Annotated in this window: 20 protein-coding genes; 18 read left to right on the forward strand and 2 right to left on the reverse strand. The window is 73.6% G+C overall.

All coding sequences use genetic code 11. The annotated features are described in order from the left end of the window. Window positions 1–39: 39 nt before the first annotated feature. From HS041_RS31545 to HS041_RS31625, 18 genes are all read left to right on the forward strand, one after another. Window positions 40–942 (forward strand): NAD-dependent epimerase/dehydratase family protein, encoded by a 903-nt coding sequence (locus HS041_RS31545; RefSeq protein WP_196444518.1) that lies wholly within the window; start codon window positions 40–42, stop codon window positions 940–942. Next, window positions 939–2,612 carry a hypothetical protein gene (locus HS041_RS31550; protein WP_196444519.1) on the forward strand — a complete coding sequence of 558 codons (1,674 nt, stop codon included), beginning with the start codon at window positions 939–941 and terminating at the stop codon, window positions 2,610–2,612. Before HS041_RS31545 ends, HS041_RS31550 begins: the two co-directional genes overlap by 4 nt. Before the next feature lie 80 nt (window positions 2,613–2,692). Continuing rightward, on the forward strand, window positions 2,693–3,709 hold the full coding sequence (locus HS041_RS31555; protein ID WP_196444520.1) for an iron ABC transporter substrate-binding protein: 1,017 nt from the start codon (window positions 2,693–2,695) through the stop codon (window positions 3,707–3,709). 2 nt (window positions 3,710–3,711) lie between these two features. After that, window positions 3,712–5,274, forward strand: a complete 1,563-nt coding sequence (locus HS041_RS31560; protein WP_196444521.1) for an ABC transporter permease — start codon at window positions 3,712–3,714, stop codon at window positions 5,272–5,274. After that, complete coding sequence (locus HS041_RS31565) at window positions 5,271–6,284, forward strand: ABC transporter ATP-binding protein (protein ID WP_196444522.1); 1,014 nt, start codon at window positions 5,271–5,273, stop codon at window positions 6,282–6,284. Before HS041_RS31560 ends, HS041_RS31565 begins: the two co-directional genes overlap by 4 nt. A gap of 160 nt (window positions 6,285–6,444) precedes the next feature. Next, window positions 6,445–8,556, forward strand: a complete 2,112-nt coding sequence (locus HS041_RS31570) for an amylo-alpha-1,6-glucosidase (RefSeq protein WP_196444523.1) — start codon at window positions 6,445–6,447, stop codon at window positions 8,554–8,556. A gap of 106 nt (window positions 8,557–8,662) precedes the next feature. Then, window positions 8,663–9,751: a glycosyltransferase family 4 protein gene (locus HS041_RS31575; protein WP_230880049.1), complete on the forward strand. Its 1,089-nt coding sequence runs from the start codon at window positions 8,663–8,665 to the stop codon at window positions 9,749–9,751. A gap of 46 nt (window positions 9,752–9,797) precedes the next feature. Next, window positions 9,798–10,571, forward strand: coding sequence for an enoyl-CoA hydratase/isomerase family protein (locus HS041_RS31580; protein WP_196444525.1), 774 nt, complete (start codon window positions 9,798–9,800; stop codon window positions 10,569–10,571). A gap of 70 nt (window positions 10,572–10,641) precedes the next feature. Further along, on the forward strand, window positions 10,642–11,094 hold the full coding sequence (locus tag HS041_RS31585) for a hypothetical protein (RefSeq protein ID WP_196444526.1): 453 nt from the start codon (window positions 10,642–10,644) through the stop codon (window positions 11,092–11,094). Continuing rightward, the gene (locus HS041_RS31590; RefSeq protein ID WP_307845539.1) at window positions 11,091–12,332 is read left to right on the forward strand and encodes a DUF6395 domain-containing protein; all 1,242 of its coding nucleotides are present in this window, start codon (window positions 11,091–11,093) and stop codon (window positions 12,330–12,332) included. Before HS041_RS31585 ends, HS041_RS31590 begins: the two co-directional genes overlap by 4 nt. Before the next feature lie 25 nt (window positions 12,333–12,357). Then, the gene (locus HS041_RS31595) at window positions 12,358–13,200 is read left to right on the forward strand and encodes a M55 family metallopeptidase (RefSeq protein ID WP_196444527.1); all 843 of its coding nucleotides are present in this window, start codon (window positions 12,358–12,360) and stop codon (window positions 13,198–13,200) included. 2 nt (window positions 13,201–13,202) lie between these two features. Further along, complete coding sequence (locus tag HS041_RS31600; protein WP_307845594.1) at window positions 13,203–14,831, forward strand: flavin monoamine oxidase family protein; 1,629 nt, start codon at window positions 13,203–13,205, stop codon at window positions 14,829–14,831. Window positions 14,832–14,911: 80 nt separating this feature from the next. Beyond that, window positions 14,912–15,037 carry a hypothetical protein gene (locus HS041_RS39580; RefSeq protein ID WP_255530160.1) on the forward strand — a complete coding sequence of 42 codons (126 nt, stop codon included), beginning with the start codon at window positions 14,912–14,914 and terminating at the stop codon, window positions 15,035–15,037. A 131-nt stretch (window positions 15,038–15,168) separates the two neighbouring features. Next, the gene (locus HS041_RS38925) at window positions 15,169–17,403 is read left to right on the forward strand and encodes a serine/threonine-protein kinase (protein WP_230880050.1); all 2,235 of its coding nucleotides are present in this window, start codon (window positions 15,169–15,171) and stop codon (window positions 17,401–17,403) included. Beyond that, on the forward strand, window positions 17,400–19,442 hold the full coding sequence (locus HS041_RS31610) for a serine/threonine-protein kinase (RefSeq protein WP_196444528.1): 2,043 nt from the start codon (window positions 17,400–17,402) through the stop codon (window positions 19,440–19,442). The genes HS041_RS38925 and HS041_RS31610 overlap by 4 nt, the downstream gene beginning before the upstream one ends. A gap of 323 nt (window positions 19,443–19,765) precedes the next feature. Beyond that, window positions 19,766–21,070: a serine/threonine-protein kinase gene (locus HS041_RS31615; protein ID WP_196444529.1), complete on the forward strand. Its 1,305-nt coding sequence runs from the start codon at window positions 19,766–19,768 to the stop codon at window positions 21,068–21,070. A 328-nt stretch (window positions 21,071–21,398) separates the two neighbouring features. Then, window positions 21,399–22,178 carry an electron transfer flavoprotein subunit beta/FixA family protein gene (locus HS041_RS31620; protein WP_196444530.1) on the forward strand — a complete coding sequence of 260 codons (780 nt, stop codon included), beginning with the start codon at window positions 21,399–21,401 and terminating at the stop codon, window positions 22,176–22,178. A gap of 19 nt (window positions 22,179–22,197) precedes the next feature. Further along, on the forward strand, window positions 22,198–23,151 hold the full coding sequence (locus tag HS041_RS31625; RefSeq protein ID WP_196444531.1) for an electron transfer flavoprotein subunit alpha/FixB family protein: 954 nt from the start codon (window positions 22,198–22,200) through the stop codon (window positions 23,149–23,151). Window positions 23,152–23,279: 128 nt separating this feature from the next. Here HS041_RS31625 and HS041_RS31630 read toward each other — a convergent pair whose 3' ends face one another. Beyond that, window positions 23,280–24,476, reverse strand: a complete 1,197-nt coding sequence (locus HS041_RS31630; protein ID WP_196444532.1) for an MFS transporter — start codon at window positions 24,474–24,476, stop codon at window positions 23,280–23,282. Window positions 24,477–24,688: 212 nt separating this feature from the next. Continuing rightward, entirely contained in the window at window positions 24,689–25,195 is a 507-nt protein-coding gene (locus HS041_RS31635) for a TetR/AcrR family transcriptional regulator (protein WP_196444533.1), read from the reverse strand. Between the last annotated feature and the right edge of the window lie 30 nt (window positions 25,196–25,225).

Below are 25,225 nucleotides of genomic sequence, written 5' to 3' on the forward strand. Positions count from 1 at the left end.
AGGTTAGGCTACCTTTACTGAGCGTGAGGAGAGGACCGGGTGTCAGCTGTCGTGACCGGCTCGGCCGGATTCATCGGCCGGATGCTGGTCGAGACGCTCGTCGCCTCGGGGGAGAGGGTCATCGGCATCGACCGGGTGGCCCAGCCGCCGAGGCCCGGCCTGACCGTTCTCACCGCCGACCTCCTCTCCGGCGACGAGCTCGTCCGGGCCGCCCTGGAGGACGCCGACGTCGTCTACCACCTCGCCGGCTGCCCCGGCGTGCGCGACCGCAGCTCCGACGTCGCCTGGCGGCGGCGGCGCGACAACGTGCTCGCCGGGGCCCGGGTCCTCGACGCCGTCCCCCGGAACGTCCCGCTGCTCGTCGCCTCCTCCAGCTCGGTGTACGGCGGGGCGCGCGACGGCCGTCCCAGCCACGAGGCCGATCCGCTGCGCCCCGTCGGCGGTTACGCCAGGAGCAAGACCGTGCTGGAGCGCCTGTGCGCCGAGCGGCTCGCCCGCGGCGGCCGTACCACCGTGATCCGGCCGTTCACCGTGGCGGGTGAGGGCCAACGGCCCGACATGGCGCTCTCGCTCTGGCTGGCGGCGGCCCGCCGCGGGCGCCCGCTCCGGGTGCTCGGCTCGCTCGACCGCACCCGTGACGTGACCGACGTACGGCAGGCCGCCCGGGCCATGGCCGACCTCGCCGCCACGGGCGCCCAGGGCGTCGTGAACGTCGGCACGGGCCGCGGCCAGAGCCTCCGCGCGATGGCCGCCGCCGTCGCCGAGGCCCTGGGCACCGAGGTCTCCTTCGCCGTCGAGCCGGCCCCCGGCGTCGAGCCCGGCGCCTCCCTCGCCGACACGCGCCGGCTCCGCTCGCTGATCGGCTGGTCCCCCGAGACCGACCTCCGCGACCTCGTCCGCCGCCAGGCCGCCGCCTCCCGTCCCCTGGTGGAGGCGACATGACCGCCGGGCACCCGCCGGAGACCCCTGCCCCGGGCGGTTCCAGGGCAGCGGCTCCGGCGGTTCCGGCGGGCGCCGTGGCCCTGGCGGCGGTGGTCGCGACGGCGGCGGCGCTGCTCGGGATCGGGGTGCGGGCGCGGTTCGGCGGGCACGTTGCCGTCGACGAGCCGCAGTACCTCCTCACCGCACTGTCGCTCTTCGAGGACTTCGACCTCGACATCACCGACGAGCTGGCCGAGCGGCGCTGGGCGCCCTGGGCGGGGACCGAGCCGCTGCCGGTGCAGACCGAGGTGCTCGCCGACGGCACGCAGATCAGCCCGCACGACCCGCTGCTGCCGATCGTCCTGGCCGCCCCGATGGGCCTGGGCGGGTGGGTCGCGGCCAAGGCCGTCATGGCGCTCATGGCGGGCGTGCTCGCCGCGCTGACCCTGTGGACGGCGGTCAGGAGGTTCGCGGTCCCGGTGCGGCTCGCCACCGGCGGCGTGCTCCTCGCCTCGGCCTCCGCGCCCTTCGCGGTCTACGGACAGCAGGTCTACCCGGAGCTCCCGGCGGCGCTGGCCGTCGCCGCCGCACTGGCCGTGCTGACCGGGCCCGCCTTCGCGGGCCGGACGCGCAGGGCGGGGACGGAACCCGGAACCGGAGGCCCGCCGGTGCGGCGGGTCATGCGGGACGCCGCCGCGTTCGGGCTGTCGATCACCGCGCTGCCGTGGCTGTCGGTCAAGTACGCCCCGGTCGCCGCGGCGCTCGCCCTGCTCGGCCTGTGGCGGCTGCGGGGCGACCGGGGCGTGCTGCTCTCCCTGACCGGCGGCTTCGCCGCGATGGGCGCCGCCTACCTGGTGATCCACCGCCTCGTCTGGGGCGGCTGGACGGTCTACGCCAGCGGCGACCACTTCCAGGAGTCGGGCGAGTTCGGCGTGATGGGCTTCGACCCCAACTATCTGGGCCGCGCCGTACGACTGGTCGGGCTGATGGTCGACCGGGGATACGGCCTGGCCGCCTGGCAGCCCGCCTGGCTGCTGCTCCTGCCCGCCACCGGGTACGGCCTCTGGCTCGTCCTGCGCCCGCGCGGTCCCCACGGGGCCCCGGCCTCCCCCGGCGTGCCCGCCGCCGATCACCGTGCCGATCACCGTGCCGATCACAGTGCCGCCGGTCGCAGCCCCTTCGGCGCCGCCGTGCTGCTGCTCCCGCTGACCGCGGGCTGGCTGACCGCGACCTTCGTCGCGCTGACCATGAACGGCTACTGGTGGCCGGGCCGCCAGACCGTGGTGGTGCTCCCGCTCGCCCTCCTGCTCGTCCTGGTCCTCCTGCGCGACAGGCCCGGCCCGCTCCGCCTGACCGGGCTCGGGCTCGGCCTGGCCGGGCTGGCGAACTACGCCTGGCTGCTGGCCGACGGCTACGCCGTGCGGATCACCTGGGTGAGCGGTTTCGAGCAGGTCGGCTCGCCGGTCTACCGGGCCGTCCGCCCCCTCCTGCCCGACTACCGGCTCGGCTGGGACGGCTTCTGGCCGCTCCACCTGGGCTGGATCCTGGTCTCCCTCCTCCTGATCGCGTACGGCACGCCGTACCTCACGAAAGGAAGAACACATGAAGTCCACCCCGATCCGGGTGACCGCGACGGTGCTGGCCCTGGCCGGCGCACTGACGTTCGGCCTGACCGCCTGCGGCGGCGGTAACGAGGACGACGGCGGTTCCGGCTCCTCCAGCTCCTCCGAGTGACCCCCACCGAGTGATCGAGTAAAGGAAAGAAACACCGATGTCGCTGCGCAGGCTGGTCGCCGCCGCTCTGATCCCCTTGGCGCTGCTCGCGTCCGCCTGCGGCGGCGGAGACGGAGAGAGCTTCGACGACGACTCCCTCGTCATCTACTCCGGGCGCAACAAGAACCTCGTCGGCCCGCTGCTCGACAAGCTGAAGACCGCGACCGGCCTGGACGTCCAGGTCCGGTACGGCGACAGCGCCGAGCTGGCCGCGCAGATCCTCGAAGAGGGCGCGGACACGCGGGCCGACCTGTTCTTCTCCCAGGACGCCGGGGCGCTCGGCGCGCTGGGCAAGCACCAGGCGCTCGCCCCGGTGGCCCCGGAGGCGCTGGCGAAGGTCCCGGCCGAGTACCGCGGCTCCGACGGCACCTGGGTGGGGGTCTCCGGCCGGTCCCGTGTGATCGTCTACGACCCCCGGACCGTCACCGTCCCGCCCAAGAGCGTCTTCGAGCTGACCGACCCCAAGTGGCGGGGCCAGGTCGGCTGGGCTCCGACGAACGCCTCCTTCCAGTCCTTCGTCACCGCGATGCGCGTGGTCTCCGGTGAGGACAAGGCCCGGCAGTGGCTTGAGGCGATGAAGGCCAACGGCGCGCAGACCTTCTCCAACAACGTCAACATCCTCGACGCGGTCGACGGGGGCAAGCTCCGGCTCGGCCTGATCAACCACTACTACTGGTACGAGAAGGTGGCCGAGAAGGGCCAGGGCGGGGTGCCGTCCCGGCTGGCCTACCTGCCCGGCGGCGATCCGGGCGCGCTGGTCAACGTGGCGGGCGTGGGCGTGCTGAAGGGCTCCAAGCACGCCGCCGCCGCGCACAAGGCGGTGGACTTCCTGCTCGGCACCGAGGCGCAGAAGTTCTTCGCCGACACCACCAAGGAGTACCCGCTGGTCTCAGGCGTGGCGATCGCCCCCGGGCTGCCGCCGTTCGACTCGCTCAAGGGCCCCCAGGTCGACCTGTCCAAGCTCGACTCGATCGAGCAGACCATCGCCCTGCTGCAAGACGTGGGCCTGATCTGACGATGGCGATTCGCCAGATTTCGGCTGGAACGGCGACTCGCCGGACTCCGGCGGGGACGGCCGCCCGCCGCATCCCGGCGGGGCTGCTGGCGCCGGCCGGGGTGACGGCGGCGCTGGCGCTCCTGCCGGTGGGATACCTGCTGGTGCGCGCGGGCGAGGGCGGCGTCGGCGGCGTGACCGGGACCCTGCTGCGGACCAGGACGGCGGAGCTGGCCCTGCGCAGCCTGGGCCTGGCCGCCGTGGTGACCGCGCTCTGCGTGGCCATCGGGATCTCCCTGGCCTGGCTGGTCGTCCGGAGCGACCTGCCGGGCCGCCGGGTCTTCGGCGTGCTGGCGGCGCTGCCGCTCGCCGTGCCGTCCTACGTCGCCGCCTACACCTGGGTGGCCGCGACCGACATCGAGGGGTTCGCCGGGTCGGTTCTGGTGCTGACGCTCTGCAGCTACCCCTACGTCTACCTGCCGGTGGCCGCTGCCCTCAGCCGGATGGACCCGGCGACGGAGGAGGTCGCGCTCTCCCTGGGGCGGGGGCGGCTCGGCGTCGTGCTCCGGCAGCTGCGGCCCTCGGCCGCCGCCGGGGCGCTGCTGGTCGCCATGTACGTGCTCGCCGAGTTCGGCGCGGTGGCGATCATGCGGTTCGACGTGTTCACCACGCAGATCTACACCTCCTACCGGGCCGGCTTCAACCGGACCCCGGCCGCGGTGCTCGGCCTGCTGCTGGTGCTGGTCACGCTGCTGATCGTGGCGGCCGAGTCCCGCACCCGGGGCCGGGCCGCCTACGCCATGCGCGGCGCCCCGGCGCGCAGGCCGCCGGTGATCCGGCTCGGCGGCGCGGCCCGGGCGGGAGCGCTGGCCTGGTGCGCCGCGCTGGCCGGGCTCGCGGTCGGCTTCCCGCTGGTGAGCATCTGCTACTGGCTGGCCGACGGCTCCTCGGCGGGGGTGGACGCGACCGTGCTCGCCGAGGCGGTCGCCGCCACGCTCGGCGTCGCGGCGGCGGGAGCGCTGCTCACCACGGCGCTGGCCGTGCCGGTCGGCGTCGTCGCGGCCCGGTACCGCGGACGCACCGCGGCCTTCCTCGAGCAGTCCACCTATGTCGGGCACTCGCTGCCGGGCATCGTCATGGCGCTCTCCCTGGTGTTCTTCGCGGTCCGCTACGTCCCGGCGATCTACCAGCGCTGGCCGTTGCTGGTGATCGCCTACGCGGTGCTGTTCATGCCCGCGGCCGTCGGCGCCGTGCGGGCCTCGGTGCTGCAGTCGCCGCCGGTCCTGGAGGAGGTCGCCCGCTCGCTGGGGCGCAGTCCGCTGCGGGCCCTGCGCGAGGTCACCCTCCCGCTCGCCCTGCCCGGCGTGCTCGCCGGGGCGGCGCTGGTCTTCCTGACCGCGATGAAGGAACTGCCCGCGACCCTGCTGCTGCGGCCCACCGGCGTGGAGACCCTCGCCACCGAGCTGTGGACGCAGACCGGCTCGGGGGCATACGGCGCCGCCGCGCCGTACGCCGCGCTGCTGATGCTGCTCGCGGCCGTCCCCGGGTTCGTGCTCGGCCGCCGCTCTCTCAAGGAGGTCTCTTGAAGCTCACCGTCACGGACGTGCACAAATCCTTCGGCGCGACCCAGGTGCTGCGCGGGGCCTCGCTCACCGTGCAGGAGGGCGACCTCGCCGCGGTGCTCGGTCCGTCCGGCTGCGGCAAGACCACGCTGCTGCGGATCGTGGCGGGCTTCGAGAACCTGGACACCGGGTCGGTGCGGATCGGTGACCGCGAGGTCGCCGGTCTCCCGCCGGAGAAGCGCAAGGTCGGGATCGTGCCGCAGGAGGCGGCGCTCTTCCCGCACCTGTCGGTGGCCCGCAACGTCGGGTTCGGGCTGCCGCGCGGGTCGTCGGGGCGGACCGAGCGGATCGAGGAGTGCCTGGAGCTGGTCGGGCTGGCCGGGTACGGCGAGCGCATGCCGCACCAGATCTCCGGCGGGCAGCAGCAGCGGGTGGCCCTGGCCCGGGCGCTCGCCCCCCGGCCCGGGGTGGTCCTGCTGGACGAGCCGTTCAACGCGCTGGACCGGTCCCTGAGGGTGAGCGTCCGCGACGAGGTCCGGGCGGCGCTGAAGCGGGCCGGGGCGACCGCCGTGCTCGTCACGCACGATCAGGAGGAGGCGCTGTCCATGGCCGACACCGTCGCGGTCATGCGGGAGGGGCTGATCGTCCAGGAGGGCACGCCCGCCGCGGTCTACGCCGCCCCGCGCGACCTCGGCGTGGCGACGTTCGTGGGCGAGGCGGTGGTCCTCGCGGCCTCCGGGGGCGGCCGGGACACCGTCTCGTGCGAGCTCGGCAGCCTGCCGCGGCGGGGCGACGGGCCCGCCGGGCCGGGCCGGGTCGCGCTCCGGCCGGAGCAGTTCGTGCTCCGCACGCCCGGGGAGGGTTCCGGCGGGCTGGTCGAGCGGGTGGAGTTCTTCGGGCACGACGCGGCCGTGACGGTCGCGCTGGAGTCGGGGACCGTGATCCGGGCCCGCACGCGCGGCGACGTGCCGCACCGGCCGGGCGACCGGGTCGGCGTCACGGTCGAGGGGCCGGTGCTGTTCTTCGCCGGGTGAGCCCGGCCCGCCCCCGCGGGGTCTCCGCGGAGGCGTGCCGCCCTCGGGAGAGCGGCCCGCCACCGTGCTGACAAGGTGAAACGTGAAGCTTTCCGTTCCTTCCCCCCAGAGCGGGGAAGAGAGGTGAGGGTGCCGGAAACTCACATCTCGGGGGAGATCCGTGAACGCATGGACGTTCGAGACCCAGCCGGGCGCGCTGGGCGACAGCGCGGTGACACTGGTTGAGGGCAGCTCCTTCTGCGTCTGTTCGAGCAGCGGTGACATCGTGCCGGGCGGGGCGCAGGGGATCTACCACGCCGACACCCGGTTGTTGTCGCGCTGGGAGCTGAAGGTGGACGAGTCCCCGGTCGAGCCGCTCCGGGTGCTCCCCGCCGAGCCCTACCACGCGACGTTCCTCGGCCGGACGCGCCCGAGGCCGGGCCAGGCGGAGAGCACCCTGATGGTGATCAGGGACCGCTACGTCGGCGGCGGGCTGCGGGAGGACCTGACCCTGCGCAACCTGTCCGACGAGGCCGCGGGCTGCGTGGTCACCCTTCAGATCGGCTCCGACATGGCCGACCTGTTCGAGGTGAAGGGCGGCCACGTCCAGCACCTGTCGGACGTGGAGGTGACGGCCGACACGTCGGGGCTGCTGATCATGGCGGCCGGCCGGTCGCGCGGGGCCCGGGTGGTGACCGATCCCATACCGTCGGCCACGCCGGGGCTGCTCACCTTCCGGGCGGTCGTGCCCGGCCGCGGCGACTGGGTCGTCACCGTGCAGGTCAATCCGATCCTGGAGGGGGAGGAGTCGCCCGCCTGGTTCTCCACCCAGCACCCGCTGGAGCACGCCGAGCCCGCCAGGCGGCGCGCCGACTGGGAGCGGATGAGCCCGGTCGTCACCACCTCCAACCGCGTCCTCGCCCAGATCCTGCGCCAGTCCAGGGAGGATCTCGGCTCCCTGCGGCTCTTCGAGCCGGACAAACCCGGCGAGCCGCCGTCGGTCGCCGCGGGCGCGCCGTGGTTCATGACGCTGTTCGGCCGCGACTCCCTGCTGACCTCCTGGATGGCGCTCCCCCTGGACCAGTCCCTGGCCCTGGGCACCCTGCGCCGCCTGGCCCGCCTGCAGGGCACCGTGGACGACCCGCTCACCGAGGAGGAACCGGGCAAGATCCTGCACGAGATCCGCTTCGGGGCGCAGACCGGCACGACGCCGTTCGCCAGCCACGCCTACTACGGCTCCGTCGACTCCACCGCGCTGTTCGTGATGCTCCTGGGCGAGCTGCGCCGGTGGGGCCTGCACAAGGAGGCGGTCGACGAGCTCATGCCGTACGCCGACGCCGCCCTCGGATGGATCTCCCGCTCGGCCGACCCGTTCCTGTACTACCGCCGCAAGACCGACCACGGCCTGCTCAACCAGGGCTGGAAGGACTCCTTCGACGGGATCAACTTCGCCGACGGGACCCTGGCCCGCCCGCCCATCGCCCTGGCCGAGGTGCAGGGATACGTCTACGCCGCCTACATCGCCCGTTCCCACTTCGCCCGCGAGGCCGGGGACCGGGCGCTGGAGGAGCGGTGGACCTCCCGGGCGGTGCGGATCAGGGAGGCGTTCAACGAGCGGTTCTGGCTGCCGGACCGCGGCTACTACGCGATGGGCCTCGACGGCGGCGGGCGGGCCATCGACGGCCTCGGCTCCAACATGGGCCACTGCCTGTGGACCGGCATCGTCGACGAGGACAAGGCGGGCGCCGTCGCCGAGCACCTGCTCTCACCCGCGATGTTCACCGGGTACGGCGTGCGCACCCTGGCCTCCACGATGGGCGCCTACAACCCGATGAGCTACCACAACGGCTCGGTCTGGCCGCACGACAACGCCCTGGTCGCGGCGGGCCTGATGCGCTACGGCTTCGCCGAGGGGGCGCGCCGGATCGCGTTCGGGCTGATGGACGCGGCCAAGGCCTTCAACTGGCGGCTGCCGGAGCTGTTCTGCGGGTTCGACCGGACCGAGTTCGGCGTGCCGGTGCCGTACCCCACCTCGTGCGCCCCGCAGGCCTGGGCCGCCGCCGCCCCCATCCAGCTCGTCCGGACCCTGCTCCGCCTCGATCCGTGGGTGACGCACAACCAGGTGTGGCTGGATCCGGTCGGGCTGAAGAACCTGCGCATCTCGGGGCTCCAGATCGCGGGCGCCCGGGTCACGATCGAGGTGGGTGACGAGGGAGTCTCCGTCACCGGGCTGCCGGAGGGAGTGACCCTGTTCAACGAACCGCGAAGTCCGATGACCGCAGCCCTGCGGTAGGTTCCCTGGCCGCCTCTGCCCGGCGGGCCGGGCGGCCGTAGGCGAGGTTGACATGCTTTTCAGTGACGTTCCGGCCGATTCCCCTTCCCCGGAGGGGCCCGGCGGGATGCGCATCGTGATGATCGCGCCTCCCTGGTACGAGGTGCCGCCCCGGGGATACGGGGGGATCGAGTCGATGCTGGCCGATCTCGTCGACGGGCTCTCCCGCCGCGGGCACGACGTCGTCCTGATCGGGGCGGGCCGGGCGGGGACGTCCGCGCGCTTCCTGTGCACCTACGACCCGCCGCCCTCCGAGCGGATCGGCGAGTCGATGCCCGAGGTGGTGCACGCCGCCAAGGCGTCCCGGATGGTCGCGGGGCTCGGCGCGGACGTCGTCCACGACCACTCCACGGCCGGGCCGCTGACCGCGGCCGCGCGCGGCGTGCCCACCGTGGTCACCTGCCACGGTGACGTGGACGGCGAGCTGGTCGAGTACTACCGGGCCCTCGGGCGCGACGTCTCCGTGGTCGCGATCTCCGAGGCCCAGCGGCGGGTCGCCCCCGACCTGAACTGGGCCGGGGTGGTCCACAACGCCGTCGACACCGCCTCCTTCCCCTTCCGGAAGGACAAGGAGGACTGGGTGCTCTGGCTCGGCCGGTTCAACCCGGACAAGGGCGTGCATCTGGCCATCGACGCCGCCCGCGCGGCGGGCAGGCGGATCCTGCTGGCGGGCAAGCTCACCGAGCAGGTCGAGAAGGACTACTTCGACGAGCAGATCAAGCCCCGGCTCGGCCCCGGCGTCGAGTACGTCGGCGAGGCCGGCACCGCCCGCAAACGCGAGCTGCTCTCGGCCGCGCGCTGCCTGGTCTTCCCGATCATCTGGGCGGAGCCGTTCGGGATGGTCATGATCGAGGCCATGGCCTGCGGGACCCCGGTGGTCGCCCTCGACCGGGGAGCCGTGCCCGAGGTGGTCGTGGACGGGGTCACCGGGTTCGTCCTGAGCCGGGAGGAGGATCTTCCCGGGGCCATCGGGGCCGTCGGCGCCATCCGGCCGGAGGACTGCCGCTCCCACGTCCGGCGGAAGTTCGACGTCACGGTCATGGCCAGAGGGTACGAACGGGTCTACCGCCAGGTGATCGCGGGCGCGTCCGTATCCGGGAGGAGAGCGGTGGACCTCGCGCTGCCCGCCGCGCCGGACGGCCTTATGTTGGGGTGACGACATTCGGCGGCGCTGCGGACGCCGTACAGCGGAGAGGACGGCCATGGGTGAGTTCGTGCGGGTCGAGACGGACGGCGGAGTGGCGACGATCAGGCTCGACCGGCCGAAGATGAACGCGCTCAACGGACAGGTCCAGCGGGAGATCGGCGAGTGCGCCCGGCAGGTCGACGCCGACCCGGCCGTCGCCGCCGTGGTGATCTACGGCGGTGAGCGGGTCTTCGCGGCGGGCGCCGACATCAAGGAGATGGCGGACATGTCCTACGCCGACATGTCGACGCACTCCTCGGTGCTGCAGGACTGCTTCACCGCCGTCGCGAGGATCGGCAAGCCGGTCATCGCGGCGATCACCGGGTACGCGCTCGGCGGCGGGTGCGAGCTGGCCCTGTGCGCCGACGTCCGGATCGCGGGCGAGTCGGCCAGGCTGGGCCAGCCGGAGATCCTGCTCGGCATCATCCCCGGCGCCGGCGGCACCCAGCGCCTGCCCCGGCTGATCGGCCCGGCCAGGGCCAAGGACCTCATCTTCACCGGCCGCCACGTGACCGCCGACGAGGCGCTGCGGATCGGGCTGGTCGACCGGGTGGTCCCGGACGCCGACGTCTACACCGAGGCCCTGGCCTACGCGGCGAAGTTCGCCGGCGGCCCGGCGGTGGCGCTGCGCGCGGCCAAGCAGGCGATCGACCACGGCCTGGAGGCCGATCTGGACACCGGCCTGGAGGTGGAGCGGCTCCAGTTCTCGGCGCTGTTCGCCACGGACGACGCCAAGATCGGCATGCGTGCCTTCGCGGAGAAGACGCAGGCGAAGTTCACCGGCCGCTGAGGCGGCTGTTGGCTGATCTGTCCTGGTAGATCAGGCTTTAACGGTATCGTGCACATTTATGGTGCGGTTGGTGAAGCGTGCTCTGATCCCGGCGGGCCTGCGGCGGGTGGTCCGCGGCTGGTTCGACGCCCGGTACATCTCCCGGGCCGACCACCGGCAGGACATCAAGGACGCCCTGTGGGAGGTCCGGACACTGAGCCGCGAGGTCACCGTGCTCCGTGCGGAGGTCGAGCGGCTCCGCGCCCAGGCGGCCGGGTCCCGGGGCGGGACCGGGACCGGGACCGGCGTCAGGGTCGACCAGGCCCAGGTGCGGCGGTGGGACGACGCGCACCGCCTGGCCACCGAGACCGCGGTCGCGATGGACCGGATGCTCCAGAACGAGGTGCTGCTCTGGCAGGCCGTGGACCGCGTCTCGCAGGGTACGGCAGCAGGTGCGGAGCCGGGCGCGGACGCCGCGCCGTCCACGCGGGCGGACGCGGCCGGACGCCCCGGCCGGGCCCTGCCCTCCGGGAGCGCGGCGTGAGGATCGCCTGGGAGACCGGGGGGTCCGGGGGGTCCGGGGGGAAGGTCTGGCACCTCACCTTCCGGCTGGACGCCGAGGACGCCATCACCGGCCACTGCTCCGACGGCCAGGCGCTCAAGCTGGCCACGAACTCGTTCCGGGTGGAGCTGCCGCGCGCGCCGCGGGAGATCCACCCCGACCTGCTCGCCCTCGCCGCGTGGACCGTCGTCGCGCCCTGGACGCGGCGGCGGATCGCCTTCGACCGGCCCGTCTCCCCGGAGCTGGCCGAGGCGATCGAGACGGGCTGGGGGATCGAGGCCGGGCCGGTCGGCGGGGCCCCGCGCTCGGGGAGCAGGCCGGCGATCTCCTACAGCGGCGGGGCGGACTCCGTGGCGGTGGCGGCGATGCTGCCCGACGCGCCGCTGGTGCACTTCCAGCGGGTCCCGCACCCGCGCGTGCCCAACCGCTGGACCCACTACCGCTCCGACGTGCTGGCCAGGCTCGCCGCGGAGACCGGCCGCGAGCCGGTGATCGTCCGATCCGACCTGGAGTTCACGATCGCCGAGCCCCGGCCCGGCTATCCCGAGCACCACGCGGTGGCCGCCGGGGCGCTGCTGCTGGCAGACGAGCTCGACCTGGGCGGTCTCGCCTTCGGCTACGAGCTGGGCTCGCGCTGGCTGGGCGGTGACCGCTACCTGCTCAGGTACACCCCCGACAACCCGATGTGGTCCGCGCACGGCGCCTGGGGACGGGCGTTCGCCGCGGCCGGCCTGCACATCGTGCTCCCGGTCGGCGGGGTCAGCGAGGCGGTCACCATGCGGCTCGCCCTCGGCTCCTCCCTGCGCGAGCAGGTCCGCTGGTGCCTGCGCGGGACCGACGGGCCCTGCGGGACGTGCGGCAAGTGCCTCTACAAGGAGCTCATCCAGGCGGCGGTCGAGCGCCGCCCGCTGCGCACCACGGTCACCGCGGACCGCGGGGTCGCCCGCAAGTGGCAGCAGCCCCCGCCGTACGGCGGGCAGGAGATGATCGAGTACGGCTGCGCCCGGGTGCCGGGCATCGAGGAGACCGTCTTCGCGACGGCCGCCGGGTTCCTGCAGGCGACCGAGGCGTCCACCGCCTGGCTGGAGCGCTGCTACCCGCCCGCGGTCGAGGAGGTCCCCGAGCCGTGGCGCAAGCAGGTCCACGACTTCATGGCCACGGAGATCGGGTTCATGAGCGAGGATGAGGCGCGCCGCGTCGAGACGTGGGGGCTGTCATGAGGGGAGCGGCTGTGGGGGTGCTGCCGTGAAGGTGTACGTGTCGGTGGACATGGAGGGCGTCACCGGACTGACCGACCCGGAGGAGATGCACGCCGGGGGGCGGGGATACGAGCGCGGCTGCGAGCTGATGACCGGCGACGCCAACGCGGTGGTGCGGGGGGCGTTCGACGCCGGGGCCGAGTCCGTGCGGGTCAACGACGCCCACGGCTCGACCAAGAACCTCAGGATCGACCTGCTCGACGAGCGCGCCACCCTGGTCCGCGGGCCGGGCAAGCCGATGCGGATGGGCCAGGGACTCGACGGGACCTACGCCGCGGCCTGCTTCGCCGGCTACCACGCGAGGGCCGGGGTCCAGCACGGCGTGCTCAACCACACCTGGATGGGCAAGGAGATCCAGAACGTCTACCTCAACGGCGAGATCTGCGGGGAGACCCGCCTGGTCGCGGCGTTCGCCGGGGCGCTCGGCGTGCCGGTGGCCCTGGTCACCGGGGATGAGGCGGTCTGCGAGGAGGCCCGCGAGCTGCTCGGCGACGTCGAGACCGTGGCGGTCAAGAACGGCATCGACCGGTTCTCCGCCGAGCTCCTCCCGCCGGCCGTCGCCCACGCCCGCATCCGCGAGGTCACCTCCCGCGCGCTCGGCCGCCTGGCCGACTTCCGCCCGTACACGGTCGAGCCTCCCTACACGCTGGCCGTCGAGTGGAACTCCACCGCGATCGCCGCCGGATGCGCGGTGATCCCGGGCGTGCGCTCCACCGGCCCCCGGCACACGGAGTTCACGACCGGCGACTTCGGCGAGATCATGGCCCTGTTCGGCATCTTCGCCATGGTCGGCGGCCAGGTCGCCTGCGGCAGCGGGATCTACGGTTGACGATGGGCGAGTCCAGCGGGGCCGGGCCCGCGGGAACCGGGACGGCCGGAGGCGACGGCCGTACGGGCGCCGCGACCGGGACGATGACGCGGCGGGCGCTGCTCGTCGGCGTCGGGGCGGCCGGGGGCGCCGGGGCGATGTTCGCCGCCATGGGCGCGCTGGGGCTGGCTCCCGACGCGCAGGACAGGGCCTTCGCCCCGCCGCAGGGGTCGGACTTCTCGCTGCAGGGCCGGGGGGCGGCGAAGATCGTGGTCCTGGGAGCCGGGGTCGCCGGTCTGACCTGCGCCTACGAGCTGGGCAAGGCCGGCTACGACTGCACGGTTCTGGAGGCCTCCGACCGGGTCGGCGGCAGGAGCCTCACGCTGCGGGGCGGGGACCGGCTGGCCGAGCTGGGCGGGCAGACGCAGACGGCGGGGTTCGGCGAGGGGACCTACTTCAACGCCGGGCCGGGGCGGATCGCGCCCTGGATGCTCACCATGGACTACTGCCGCGAGCTGGGCGTCCCTCTCGAGGTCTTCGTCAACAACAACGCCTCGGCGTACATCTACACCCGCGGCATGACCGCCCCGGTCCGCGCCCGCACGGCCCGCGCCGACATGTACGGATACGTTGCCGAACTGCTCGCCAAGGCCGCCGACGCCGGAGCGCTCGACCGGCGGCTGACGGGAGAGGACCGCGAGCGGCTGCTGGAGTTCCTGCGGCGCTTCGGCGACATCGGCCAGGACCTGGCCTACCGGGGCTCGGACCGCCGGGGCTTCACGACCTATCCGGGCAGCGCGGAGGGGGTTCCCCTCGCCGGGCCGTCCTCCCTGGCCGAGGTGCTCTCCGCCGGGACCGGCCGGGCGATCACCATGGACTTCGGCGTCGAGCAGGCGATGCCCATGTTCCAGCCGGTCGGCGGGATGGACGCGATCGTGACGGCGCTGGCCCGCGCGGTCGGCGAGGACCGGATCGTGACCGGCGCCCCGGTCACCCGGATCACGAACCTGCCCGACGGCGTCGAGGTGACCCACCCCGGCGGCGTCGTCCGCGCCGACTACTGCGTCGCCGCGCTTCCGCCCCACCTGCTCGCCCGCCTCCCGCACAACCTCGGGACCGAGGTCACGGCCGCCCTGCGCACCCCCGTGCCGGTCGCCGCCGGAAAGATCGGCCTGGAGTACGGCAGGCGCTGGTGGGAGACCGAGGACCGCATCTACGGCGGCATCACCGAGACCGACCTCGACATCACGCACATCTGGTACCCCTCGCACGGCTACCACACGAGGAGCGGGCTGATCGTCGGCTACTACAACACCGGCGCGGAAGCGGAGGTCTACGGGGCCCTTCCGCACCGCGACCGCCTGCGCCGCGCGCTCACCCAGGGCAAGAAGATCCACGGCGAGAAGTACCGCGCCGAGCTGCGCTCCAGCGTCTCCGTGGCCTGGCACCGCAGGCCGTACGTCGAGGGCGGCTGGGTCCGCTGGCCGTCCCACGACGGCGGCTTCGCCCTGCTGCGGCGCCCGGCGGGCCGCGTCTACTTCGCCGGCGACTGGCTGACCCGCCTGGTCGCCTGGCAGGCCGGCGCCATGGAGTCGGCGCGCGAGGCCGTCACCGCCATCCACCGGCGCGCCCTGGCGGAACCGCCGACGTAGGGCGCCTTCGGACGGGCAGGCCGAAGGAGGCGGAGACGGCGATCACGCCGCTGGGACCGATCGAGGGGCGGCCGGTCCTCGTGGACGAGGAGGTGGCGGCCCATCCCGGCGTCGTCGTCGGGGGCGTGCGCCACCCGGAACCGGCGCTTCCCGGCGCGGCGCCGGCGGGACTGGAGAACGCGGAGGTCCTGCGCCTGGCAAACTGAAGCCGAATTGAGATTGCGTGTTACCCCCGCTTGGGAAACCGTTGAGGTGTGCCAGACGTTGTTGAGACGGGGAATGTGACCTGATGGTTCATCTCGTAAGCGGGGTTTAAGCCGGTATGGTGCTTCATGCCATGAATCAGGACGACCGACTGGGTCCATACCGACTGCTGCGGCGGCTCGGTGAGGGCGGCATGGGCGTGGTCCACCTGGCCGTCGACCCTCAGGGGCGGCAGGTCGCGGTGAAGGTGCTGCGCTCCGAGGTGGCGGGCGACGAGGTCGCGCGCCGCCGGCTCTCGCGCGAGGTGGACACCATGCGGCGGGTGCGCAGCGAGTACATCGCCGAGGTGCTCGACGCCGACGTCACCGGCCACCGGCCCTACATCGTCACCCGGTACGTCCCCGGCCGCCCGCTGGACGAGGTCGTCAAGCAGGACGGCCCGCTGGACCTGCCCGCCCTGCTCAAGCTCGCCTACGGGGTCGCCTCGGCGCTGGCGTCCGTGCACTCCGTCGGGGTGATCCACCGGGACCTCAAGCCCGGCAACGTGCTCATCCTGGACGGCGAGCCCGTCCTCATCGACTTCGGCATCGCGCAGGCGGTGGACGCCACCAGGCTCACCCAGACGGGCATGTTCATCGGCACGCCCGGCTACCTCGCCCCCGAGATCATCGAGGGTCACGAGGCAGGTCCCGAGGTGGACGTGCACGCCTGGGCGGGCACCCTGGTCTTCGCGGCCACCGGCGAGCCGCCCTTCGGCAAGGGCACGCTGGAGATGATCTTCTACAACATCACCGCGGGCAAGGCGAACGTGGCCGGAACGCCCCGGGAGCTCCAGCCGGTGCTGCGCGCCGCACTCCAGCGCGACCCCGCCCAACGGCCCCCGGCCGCCGAGCTGGCCGCCCAGGTGGGGCGCCTGATGTCGTCCCGGGGCGGCGGGCCGGACCGGCCCCGCGTCCCCGACGAGATCACCACGGTCCCGCACTTCGACGACTCCGGCCGGCCGCACACCGGCGGCACGGGCGGGGGCGTGGGGTTCGGCACGGGCTCGCTCCTCCCGCCGGACCCGGGAGAGGTGCCGACGCCGGTGGCGTCGCGCCCCACCGGGGCCGCCCCCGCCACGCCCTGGCCTCCGGTGCCCGTGGCCCAGCCGCGCGAATACGTCTCGCTGCTCGACGACCAGGCCGACCCCTGGCCCACCCGCCGGGTGACCCCTGAGGAGCTGCGCCAGGCCGCCGCCGGCCAGGCCGCCTCCCACGAGGTCCCCACCGGGATGCTGGACCCGCAGGACATTCCCACGGGCCGGGTGCCGGCGCGTGACCGGGCCGCGCAGACCGGCCCCGGCACGCCTCCGCAGGCCGGTCCCGGGGCGTCCGCCCGGACCGGTTCCGGCGTCACCGGCGAGCTGGGCGCCACCGCCCCGGTGGCCGACGGGGACATCCCGACCCAGCGGGTCCGCCCCGGCGACCTGCCCGAGCACCTGCGCGGGCACGCGCCGTCGCAGTCCGCCCGGCCGGGCGCCGAGCCCGCCCAGCGGCCGCAGTACCCGCCGCAGCCCTACCCCCGGCAGCACGCGCCGGCGGGCCCGCAGCAGGGCCCGCCGTACCCGCAGCACGCCTCCTTCGAGCAGACGCCGCATCTGCGGCAGTCCGCCACGCCGCCGCCCTACCCGTACGCGCACCCGCAGGGCCCCGCCCATCAGGGGCACGTGAACCAGGCGCCCGCGCCCGGCCCGCTTCACCCGGGCCAGCGGCCCGGCCACGCGCTGCAGCGTTCCAAGGCGTACGGCGTGGCGAGCACGCTGCTGCTGGTCACCGTGACGATCGCGGCCGTCATCGCTCCGATCGCCGTCGCCGCGGTGGCGGTCCCGGCGGCGATCCTGCTGCGCGCCGCCGACATCGCCCAGCCGAGGCTCAACACCCGCCGGCACGCGGGCGCCGCCGCGGCCGACGTGTTCCGGGTGTTCGGCCAGCCGGCCGCGCTGCTGAAGTCGGTCGGCGTCACCGCCGCGCTCGTGCCGTACGCGCTCATCCTCGGCCTGCCGGTGACGTTGCTGCTCACCGTGCTGGTCCCCGTGATGCCGGTCACCAACGCGCTCAGCTGGGGGGCGGCGGTCGCGCTGTGGACGGTCTGCGCGGGTCCGGGAGTGGAGGGCCCGGGTCGCCAGATGCGACGTACTCTGGCATCACTGCTGCCTTCCCGGAGCGCGGCCGTCATCACGGCCGCGGTGCTGGGGGCGGCGGCCGCGCTGATGGTCTTCCTCGCCGTGGACACCGTGGGTGACGGGGCGCGGAGGGCGACGTGGACACCCGTCGGCGTCGAGACGGTGGTGAACGAGCTGAGAGACCTACGAAAGCAGGCCACGCGATGACGGGGGACACGCGAGCGCCCGAGCGGCTGGGGCCGTACCGGCTGCTGAGAAAGATCGGTGAGGGCGGTATGGGGGCCGTCCACCTGGGGCTCGACGAAGACGGGCGGGAGGTGGCCGTCAAGGTCCTGCACTCGCACGTGGCCGCCGACCTCAAGGCGCGCGACCGGCTCACCCGCGAGGTGGAGACAATGCGGCGGGTCCGGAGCCCGCACGTCGCGGAGGTGCTGGACGCCCAGCTGACCGGTGCGCAGCCGTACATCGTGACCCGTTTCGCCCCCGGCCGCACGCTGGAGGAGACCGTCCTGTCGGACGGCCCGCTCCCCGCCGACCGGCTCGTCAGGCTGGCCCAGGGCATGTGCGCGGCGCTGGTGGCCATCCACGCCGCCGACGTCATCCACCGCGACTTCAAACCGGCCAACGTGATGCTCGTCGACGGCGACCCGCTGGTCATCGACTTCGGCATCGCGCATCTGGTCAACGCGACCAGGCTCACCCAGACGGGCATGTTCGTCGGCACGCCCGGCTACCTCGCCCCGGAGATCATCCGGGACTCCGAGATCACCCAGGCGGCCGACGTGCACGCGCTGGCCTCCACGGTCTTCTTCGGGGCGACCGGCAAGCCGCCGTTCGGGACCGGGAGCTTCGAGGTCGTCTGCTTCAACATCATGGAGGGCCGGGCCAACATCGACCTGGCCCCCGCCTGGCTGCGCGGCTGGCTGCGGCAGGCGCTGGACGTGGACCCCGCGGCCCGGCCGAGCGCGCAGCAGTTGCACCGCATGGCCCGCGCCCTCGACCCGGCGGTGACGGCCTTCCACGAGGAGCCCCCGCCGACCGCCGTGCTGGACCCGGGGACGAAGGTGCTCGGCGGCCCCCCGCCGCCCCCGCCGAACGGCACGCGCGTTCTCGGCGACGCCCCGCCGCCCCCGCCCGGCACCCGGGTGCTCGGTGACGTCCCGCCGCCTCCCGCGCCGAACGGCGCCCGCATGCCGAACGGCGGGGCCCCTCCGGCGAACGGCACGCGGGCGCTGCCGCAGGACGAGAGCTACTCCGACCTGCTCCCGCCGGTGGAGTACGCCAAGCCCGACCGGCGTGAGCGCAGGCCCCGGACCGAGCCGGGCCGCGACGCCGGACAGGCCGGCGCCGCCGCGCCGCCGCCCTACGTCCCGGCCCCGCCGCCGTACGTGCCCGCCCCGCCCGGAGCCCGGCAGCCTGCGGCCTTCGCGCCGCCGCCCTACCCCGACCAGCGGGTCGCCGGATACCCGGCGCCGCAGCCGACCGGCCCGGCGCGGCCGTACGCGCCCCCGGCCGGCCAGCCCCGGCCCTACACGCCGCCGGCCCCGCCGCGGCAGGACCGGCCTCCGTACCGCACCGGCCACCCGCTGGCCGGTGCGCTCCTGCTGACGATCGTGGTCGCGCTGGCCTGCGTGCTGCCCGTCGTCGTCAGCGCGGCCGCGCTGGTCGCGGCGGTCTGCCTGCGCGTGGGCGAATACCTCTTCGGGGACCTGGCCCAGCGCCGCTCGGTGCGGGGCAGCAGCGCCTCCGACCCGCTGATCGCACTGGTCGGCACGCCGTGGGCGCTGATCAAGGCCGGCGCGGTGACGATGGTGAGCGGCCCACTGGCCGCGATGTTCGGCATGTGCGTCTGGGGAGCCCTGGTCTACATCGGGCAGATGGACACCGACCCGGCCGCCGCCTACGCCGCCGGCGCCTTCGTCGCCGGGCTGTTCGTGCTGCCCGGCGGCGGCAAGCCGCGCAAGGCCGTCTCCCGCGTGCTGACCGGGGTGATCCGCAGTCCGGGCGCGGCCATGGTGACCACGATCGTCCTGGGCACGATCGCCTTCTTCACGGTGATGGCCGCGCTGAGCATGGTCCCGTCCTTCGAGCCCTGGGCGCCGCCCTCCAAGGTGGTGGACAAGCTGACGACGCAGTGGCAGGCCCAGGCGCACGAGAGCGCGATGGGCGTGATGGACCTCGTCGGAGGTCTCGTGGACGACCTGCTGAAGAGCGTCGGCCTCGGGTTCCTGTCCTTCTGGAAGTGACGCCCTCCGGTGGAGACCGGGTCGCGGGAATCAGGCACTGCGGGAATCAGGTGCCGGGGGAATCAGGTGCCGGGGGAATCAGGTGCCGGGGGAATCGGGCGCAGGACCCGCCGGACGGGCGGGTGGCGGCAGGTTTGCCGCGACATTTTGGGCGGTTCTCGGGCAATCAATGTCAAGTCGGCTTCAAGCTGAGTGGTTCGCGAGGGAGACCCGGACCGCCCGGTGTGTGTTCCGTGTCCGGGGACGGGCGGTTTCTTGCAATCTCTCCGTGCGAGACGGTCCTGTCTGGGGCACGATGAAGGGGACAGGCCGGAGGGAGTCGCATGGGAGCGCCGGACGGTGATTGTCTTGGCCCGTACCGCCTACTCTCGCCGCTGGGGGCGGGAGGCTTCGGCGAGGTCCATCTCGCGCTGGACCCCGAGGGGCGCACGGTCGCCATCAAGATCCTGCATCCGCACGTCGCCGCCGACGAAGGGGCGCTGACCCGCCTGGCCCGCGAGGTGGAGGCCATGCGGCGGGTCCAGGGCCCGCACGTCGCCGAGATCCTCGACGCCTCGCTGACCGGTAGCCGTCCGTACCTGGCCACCCGCTACGTCCAGGGCCGCCCGCTCGCCGCGGTGGTCTCCGGCGACGGCCCGATCAGGGGCGACGACCTCGTACGGCTGGCGCGCGGTCTCGCCGAGGCCCTGGCCGCCGTCCACTCCGCCGGGGTGATCCACCGGGACCTGAAGCCCGGCAACGTGATCCTGACCGACGGCGAGCCTGTCGTGATCGACTTCGGGATCGCGTGCATGCTCGACTCGGCCTCGGTCACCACGTCGGGCGCGGTCCTGGGCACGCCCGGCTACCTGGCCCCGGAGATCCTGGAGGGCGGCGAGACCGGGCCGGAGGCCGATGTCTTCTCCTTCGCGGCCACGCTCGCCTTCGCCGCCACCGGACGGCATCCGTACGGCACCGGCCCGGCCTCCGCGGTCGGTTACCGGGTGGTCCACCACGAGCCCGACCTGGACGGCGTGCCGCCCTGGCTGGAGCCGCTGCTCCGGGAGTGCATGGTGCGCGACCCCGCCGCCCGCCCACCGGCCAGCATGCTGCTGGCCCGGCTCGGCGCGGCGGCCCCCGTCGTCCGCGTCGCGGCCCCGCCGCTCCCGGCCTTCGCGGCGGCCGAGAGCCGGGAGCCGCTCCAGGAGACCGCTCACCGCGCGCCGCGGGGCGCCTCCCGCGGAGGCGGGGTGCACAGCCTCACCACCCGGGAGTGGCGGCCGGGCCGCGGCCGCCGGTCGGGGGACCGGACGCCGGAGGAGGTCCGCGAGCGCCGCCGCGCGGTGATCCACCGCCGGTGGGTCGTCGGCACCGGCCTGCTCGTGGCGCTGACCGCCGCGGCGGCCAAGAGCCCGCTGCCCGAGGTCTCGCTGCTGCTTCTGACGATCTACGGCGCGGTCATGCTCGTCGACGGGGGCGTCGCCCTGCTCGCCCGACAGAACCGTCCACGGCTCGCCGTGGACCTGGCGGGCGCCGGCGGGTCCATCGCACTGTGGTTCGTGCTCGGCGCGTTCTTCAGCCCGCTCACTCTCGGCCTGGCGTTGGCGACGGTCGTGTTCGTCCTGGTCGTGATCCTGCTGAGCAGTTGAACCGCCGGTTCGCGGGTAGGACGGGAGTACCGCCCGCCGGTTCCGGAACATAGTTCGGTATGGTGGGGAACGGCTCGCCGGGCGGCGGCCGGTCCGGTCGGCTCATGCCGTACGGGCCGGTGGTTTGCGCCTAAGCTACCGATGGGTAACATGATGCCGGGGGACCAGGACGGGCGCGACCCGGCCGGGCCACCCGCTGTCACGACGCCCTCGGGCACCTGGCAGTCTTGGCATCACGTGCACGTGCCCCGCGTGCGCGTACCGAGCATCCGGCGCCGACCGCGACGAAGCGGTGGCGCACGCGAACACGGGAGGTCGGCCACCGGCCATGAACATCGTCGTCTGCGTGAAGCAGGTCCCCGACACGGCGACCGAGCGCAAGCTGAGGTCCGATGACAAGACGCTCGACCGCGACGCCGCCGACGGCGTCGTCAACGAGCTCGACGAGTACGCGGTCGAGGAGGCGCTGCGGCTCAAGGAAGCTCACGGCGGTGAGGTGACCGTCCTCACCATGGGCCCCGACAAGGCCAGCGAGACCATCCGCAAGGCCCTGGCCATGGGCGCCGACAAGGCGGTCCACCTGGTGGACGACGCGCTGCACGGCTCCGACGCGCTGGGCACCTCCTACGCCCTGGCGCAGGCCCTGAAGAAGATCGGGTTCGACCTGGTCGTGCTCGGCTCCGAGTCCACCGACGCCCGCACCGGCGTGCTCGCCGCGATGCTGGCCGAGCGCCTGGGCGTGCCGCAGCTCACCTTCGCCAACAAGGTCGAGGTCGCCGGCTCGTCCATCGCGATCCAGCGCGTCACCGACTACGGCTACGACAAGGTCGAGGCCTCGCTGCCCGCCGTCGTCTCCGTGGTCGAGAAGATCAACGAGCCGCGCTACCCGTCCTTCAAGGGCATCATGGCGGCCAAGAAGAAGCCGGTCGAGAAGCTGGGCGTCGCCGACGCCGAGATCGACGCCGCGCAGGTGGGCCTGGCCAACTCGTGGAGCGAGGTGGCCGACTTCGCCGCCGCCCCGCCGCGCGCGGCCGGCACGATCGTCAAGGACGAGGGCGACGGCGGCGTGAAGGCCGCCGACTTCCTCGCGTCGAAGAAGTTCGTCTGAGAACGGGGGGTTAACTGAGATGTCCGAGGTTCTCGTTCTCGTCGAGCACGTCGAAGGCCAGGTCAAGAAGGTCACCCTGGAGCTGCTGACGCTCGCCCGCAGGCTGGGCGAGCCGTCGGCCGTCTGGACCGGCCCCGGCTACTCCGCCGAGGCCAAGGCCAAGCTGGCCGAGTACGGCGCCGAGAAGATCTACGTCGCCGACTCCGCCGACATCGTCGACTACGTGGTCGCCCCCAAGGCGGAGCTGCTCGCCCAGCTCGTCTCCTCGGCGTCCCCGGCCGCGGTGCTCGTCGCCGCGACGGCCGAGGCGAAGGAGATCGCCGGCCGGCTGGCCATCAAGATCGATTCCGGTGTGCTGACCGACGCCGTCGGCATCGGGGAGGGCCTGGTCGCCGACCAGTCCATCTTCGGCGGCGGGGTCAACGTGCGGTCCCGCGTGACCAAGGGCACCCCGATCATCGCGGTCCGGCCGAACGCGACCCCGGTCGAGGCCGCCGCCGGCGCCGGCGCCGAGGAGCAGGTCTCCGTGGCCGTCTCCGACGCCGCCAAGGCCGCGAAGGTCGTGGACCGCGTCAAGGAGGAGAAGGGCGCCCGCCCCGAGCTCACCGAGGCCGCGATCGTGGTCTCCGGCGGCCGCGGCGTGGGTTCGGCCGAGAACTTCTCGATCATCGAGAAGCTGGCCGACTCGCTCGGTGCGGCGGTCGGCGCCTCCCGCGCCGCCACCGACGCCGGCTGGTACCCGCACCAGTTCCAGGTGGGCCAGACCGGCAAGACCGTCTCGCCGCAGCTCTACATCGCGGCCGGCATCTCCGGGGCCATCCAGCACCGGGCCGGCATGCAGACGGCCAAGACGATCATCGCGATCAACAAGGACCCCGAGGCGCCGATCTTCGAGCTCGCCGACTTCGGTGTCGTGGGTGACCTGAACCAGGTCGTCCCGCAGCTGACCGACGAGGTCGTCAAGCGCAAGTAAGCCCTCGGGCCCGCAGAGCGCGACGGCGCCGCACGGACTTCCGTGCGGCGCCGTCCGGCGTCGTCCGGCGGGTGCCCGGGCCGCCTCGGGGCGGGCCTGCGGGAGGTCCGGACCGCCCGGGAGGGGTCTCAGGCCGCCATGGAGAGCTTGTTCCCGCGGGGCCCGGCCGGGGCGGCGGAAGTCGTACCGGGCCGGGGCAGGAACCGGCCGGCCACGGCGATCAGGACGCCGAGCACGACGGCGACGCCGAGCGCGGTCCTGAGCGAGGCCAGGTCGGAGAGGAAGCCGATGATCACCGGGCCGAGGAGCAGGCCCGCGTAACCCATCGCACCCGTCTGGGCGATGGCGGGACCGGGGTTGCCGGTCGCCTCTCCCGCCAGGGAGAAGGCGACCGGGGAGATCGTCGCCACCGCGAGGCCCACGAACAGCATGGCCGAGACGGCGACCGCGACCGAGGAGGACGTGACGACCACGGCGAAGGTCGCCGCAGTGGCCAGTCCGGAAACGATGATCATCCCTCGCGCGCCGAACCGGGTGCGGACCCGGTCGCCGGCGAGACGGCCGATCAGCATGCCTCCCTCGAAGACCGGGTAGCCGAGCGCCGCCACGGCCTCGGAGGCGCCGAGTTCGTTGCGCAGGTAGAGGCCGTTCCAGTCGGCCATCGTGCCCTCGACCATGAAGGCGCAGAACGCGATCGCGCCCAGCAGGTAGATCACCGGCGGCATCCGGCGGCGGGTTCCCTCTCCGGCGCTCGCCGGCTCGGGGGCGGGGTCGGGCAGGTAGGTGCGGCTGAGCATGGCCGCCGCGGGCAGCGAGACCAGGGCGACCAGGGCCAGGTGGGCCGTGAACGAGAGCCCGGCCGCGATGGCCGCGGTGCCGAGCAGGCCCGCGGAGATCGCGCCCACGCACCAGCCGGCGTGCATGCCGTTCATCAGCGGGAGACCGTGGGCGCGCTCGACCGTCGAGCCCTGCGCGTTCATCGCGATGTCCAGCGCGCCGAACGCCAGGCCGAACAGCACGGAGGCGACCAGCAGCAGCGGGAACGACGGTGCGAGCGCGAGCATGGCGAGGGTGACGGCGCACAGGGGCGCGGCGACCCGCAGGATGCTCCGGCTGCCGAAACGCGTCATCACCCCGCGCATCGACTGCATGGTCACCAGTGCGCCCAGGCTCCACGCGAGCAGGGAGGCGCTGATCGACGCCTCGGACAGGCCGAGTTTGTCGGACAGCGCGGGCAGGCGCACGGTTATCGATCCACACATCAGTCCGCCGAGAACAAAAGTGAGGATTGCCCCGTTACGGGCAGTCCTCAGATCGCGGGTCATCACACAATCCTTTCAACGGAGGTTTTCGAGCTGTGCCGGCCGGGCACAGAGAATCCGGTCGCTTCCGCGGATGCGGAAGCGACCACCAGTGCGTACGGACAGTCACCTGGACGAGGGCGGACATGGCCGGTCGGCGCGGACGGGGGAGGCGGGACCGGCGGGCGCCGCCAGGCGGGCCCGGATGGAGGGAGCCGGTCGGACGACCGGTCCGGTCAGGCGGACAGCAGATCCAGCAGGCGCTGTTCCAGCTCCGCGTAGTGGCCGTCGTCGTAGAGGCCGGGGTCGTGGCTGGCCACGTCCCACAACCCTTCGCAGGCCAGGCGGACGATCTGTGCGGCCGCCGGGTCGGGCTCGGACTCCAGCCCCTCGCGGTGCCAGCGGGCCATCGCCTCCCGCAGCGGCGCGAGCAGATAGAGGTTGCCGGAGGCCCCGGTGACCACCGCCCAGCGTCGCAGCCGGCCGCTCCGCACGGCGGCGAACGTGGCGGCCAGGTAGTTCTTGGTGTAGGTGTCGCGGCCCTGGGCGGCGACGAGCTCGTCGAACTCCTCGATCAGCCGCTCGACCATGCTCTTGATCAGGGCTTCCTTGGTGCTGAAGTGATAGAGCAGGCCGCCTTTGCTGCAGCCCGCGCGTTCTGCGACGGCCGCCAGCGTGAGCGCGGAGGAGCCCTGATCGGCCAGCAGTTCTTCCGCCGCGTCCAGCAGTTCCTCTCGTCTCATGCTCTTTACTGTACCGTCTGGACGGTTCAG

Source organism: Planomonospora sp. ID67723, assembly GCF_015711605.1.
Classification (GTDB): Bacteria; Actinomycetota; Actinomycetes; order Streptosporangiales; family Streptosporangiaceae; genus Planomonospora_A.

Bases quoted from the DNA above. Each gene is read 5' to 3' on its own strand.
- HS041_RS31610 (WP_196444528.1), top strand. From the start codon at position 17,400: ATGACGGGGGACACGCGAGCGCCCGAGCGGCTGGGGCCGTACCGGCTG.
- HS041_RS38925 (WP_230880050.1), top strand. From the start codon at position 15,169: ATGAATCAGGACGACCGACTGGGTCCATACCGACTGCTGCGGCGGCTC.
- HS041_RS31635 (WP_196444533.1), bottom strand. From the start codon at position 25,195: ATGAGACGAGAGGAACTGCTGGACGCGGCGGAAGAACTGCTGGCCGAT.
- HS041_RS31600 (WP_307845594.1), top strand. From the start codon at position 13,203: ATGGGCGAGTCCAGCGGGGCCGGGCCCGCGGGAACCGGGACGGCCGGA.
- HS041_RS31580 (WP_196444525.1), top strand. From the start codon at position 9,798: ATGGGTGAGTTCGTGCGGGTCGAGACGGACGGCGGAGTGGCGACGATC.
- HS041_RS31550 (WP_196444519.1), top strand. From the start codon at position 939: ATGACCGCCGGGCACCCGCCGGAGACCCCTGCCCCGGGCGGTTCCAGG.
- HS041_RS31630 (WP_196444532.1), bottom strand. From the start codon at position 24,476: ATGACCCGCGATCTGAGGACTGCCCGTAACGGGGCAATCCTCACTTTT.
- HS041_RS31555 (WP_196444520.1), top strand. From the start codon at position 2,693: ATGTCGCTGCGCAGGCTGGTCGCCGCCGCTCTGATCCCCTTGGCGCTG.
- HS041_RS31615 (WP_196444529.1), top strand. From the start codon at position 19,766: ATGGGAGCGCCGGACGGTGATTGTCTTGGCCCGTACCGCCTACTCTCG.
- HS041_RS31560 (WP_196444521.1), top strand. From the start codon at position 3,712: ATGGCGATTCGCCAGATTTCGGCTGGAACGGCGACTCGCCGGACTCCG.
- HS041_RS31620 (WP_196444530.1), top strand. From the start codon at position 21,399: ATGAACATCGTCGTCTGCGTGAAGCAGGTCCCCGACACGGCGACCGAG.
- HS041_RS31575 (WP_230880049.1), top strand. From the start codon at position 8,663: ATGCGCATCGTGATGATCGCGCCTCCCTGGTACGAGGTGCCGCCCCGG.
- HS041_RS31625 (WP_196444531.1), top strand. From the start codon at position 22,198: ATGTCCGAGGTTCTCGTTCTCGTCGAGCACGTCGAAGGCCAGGTCAAG.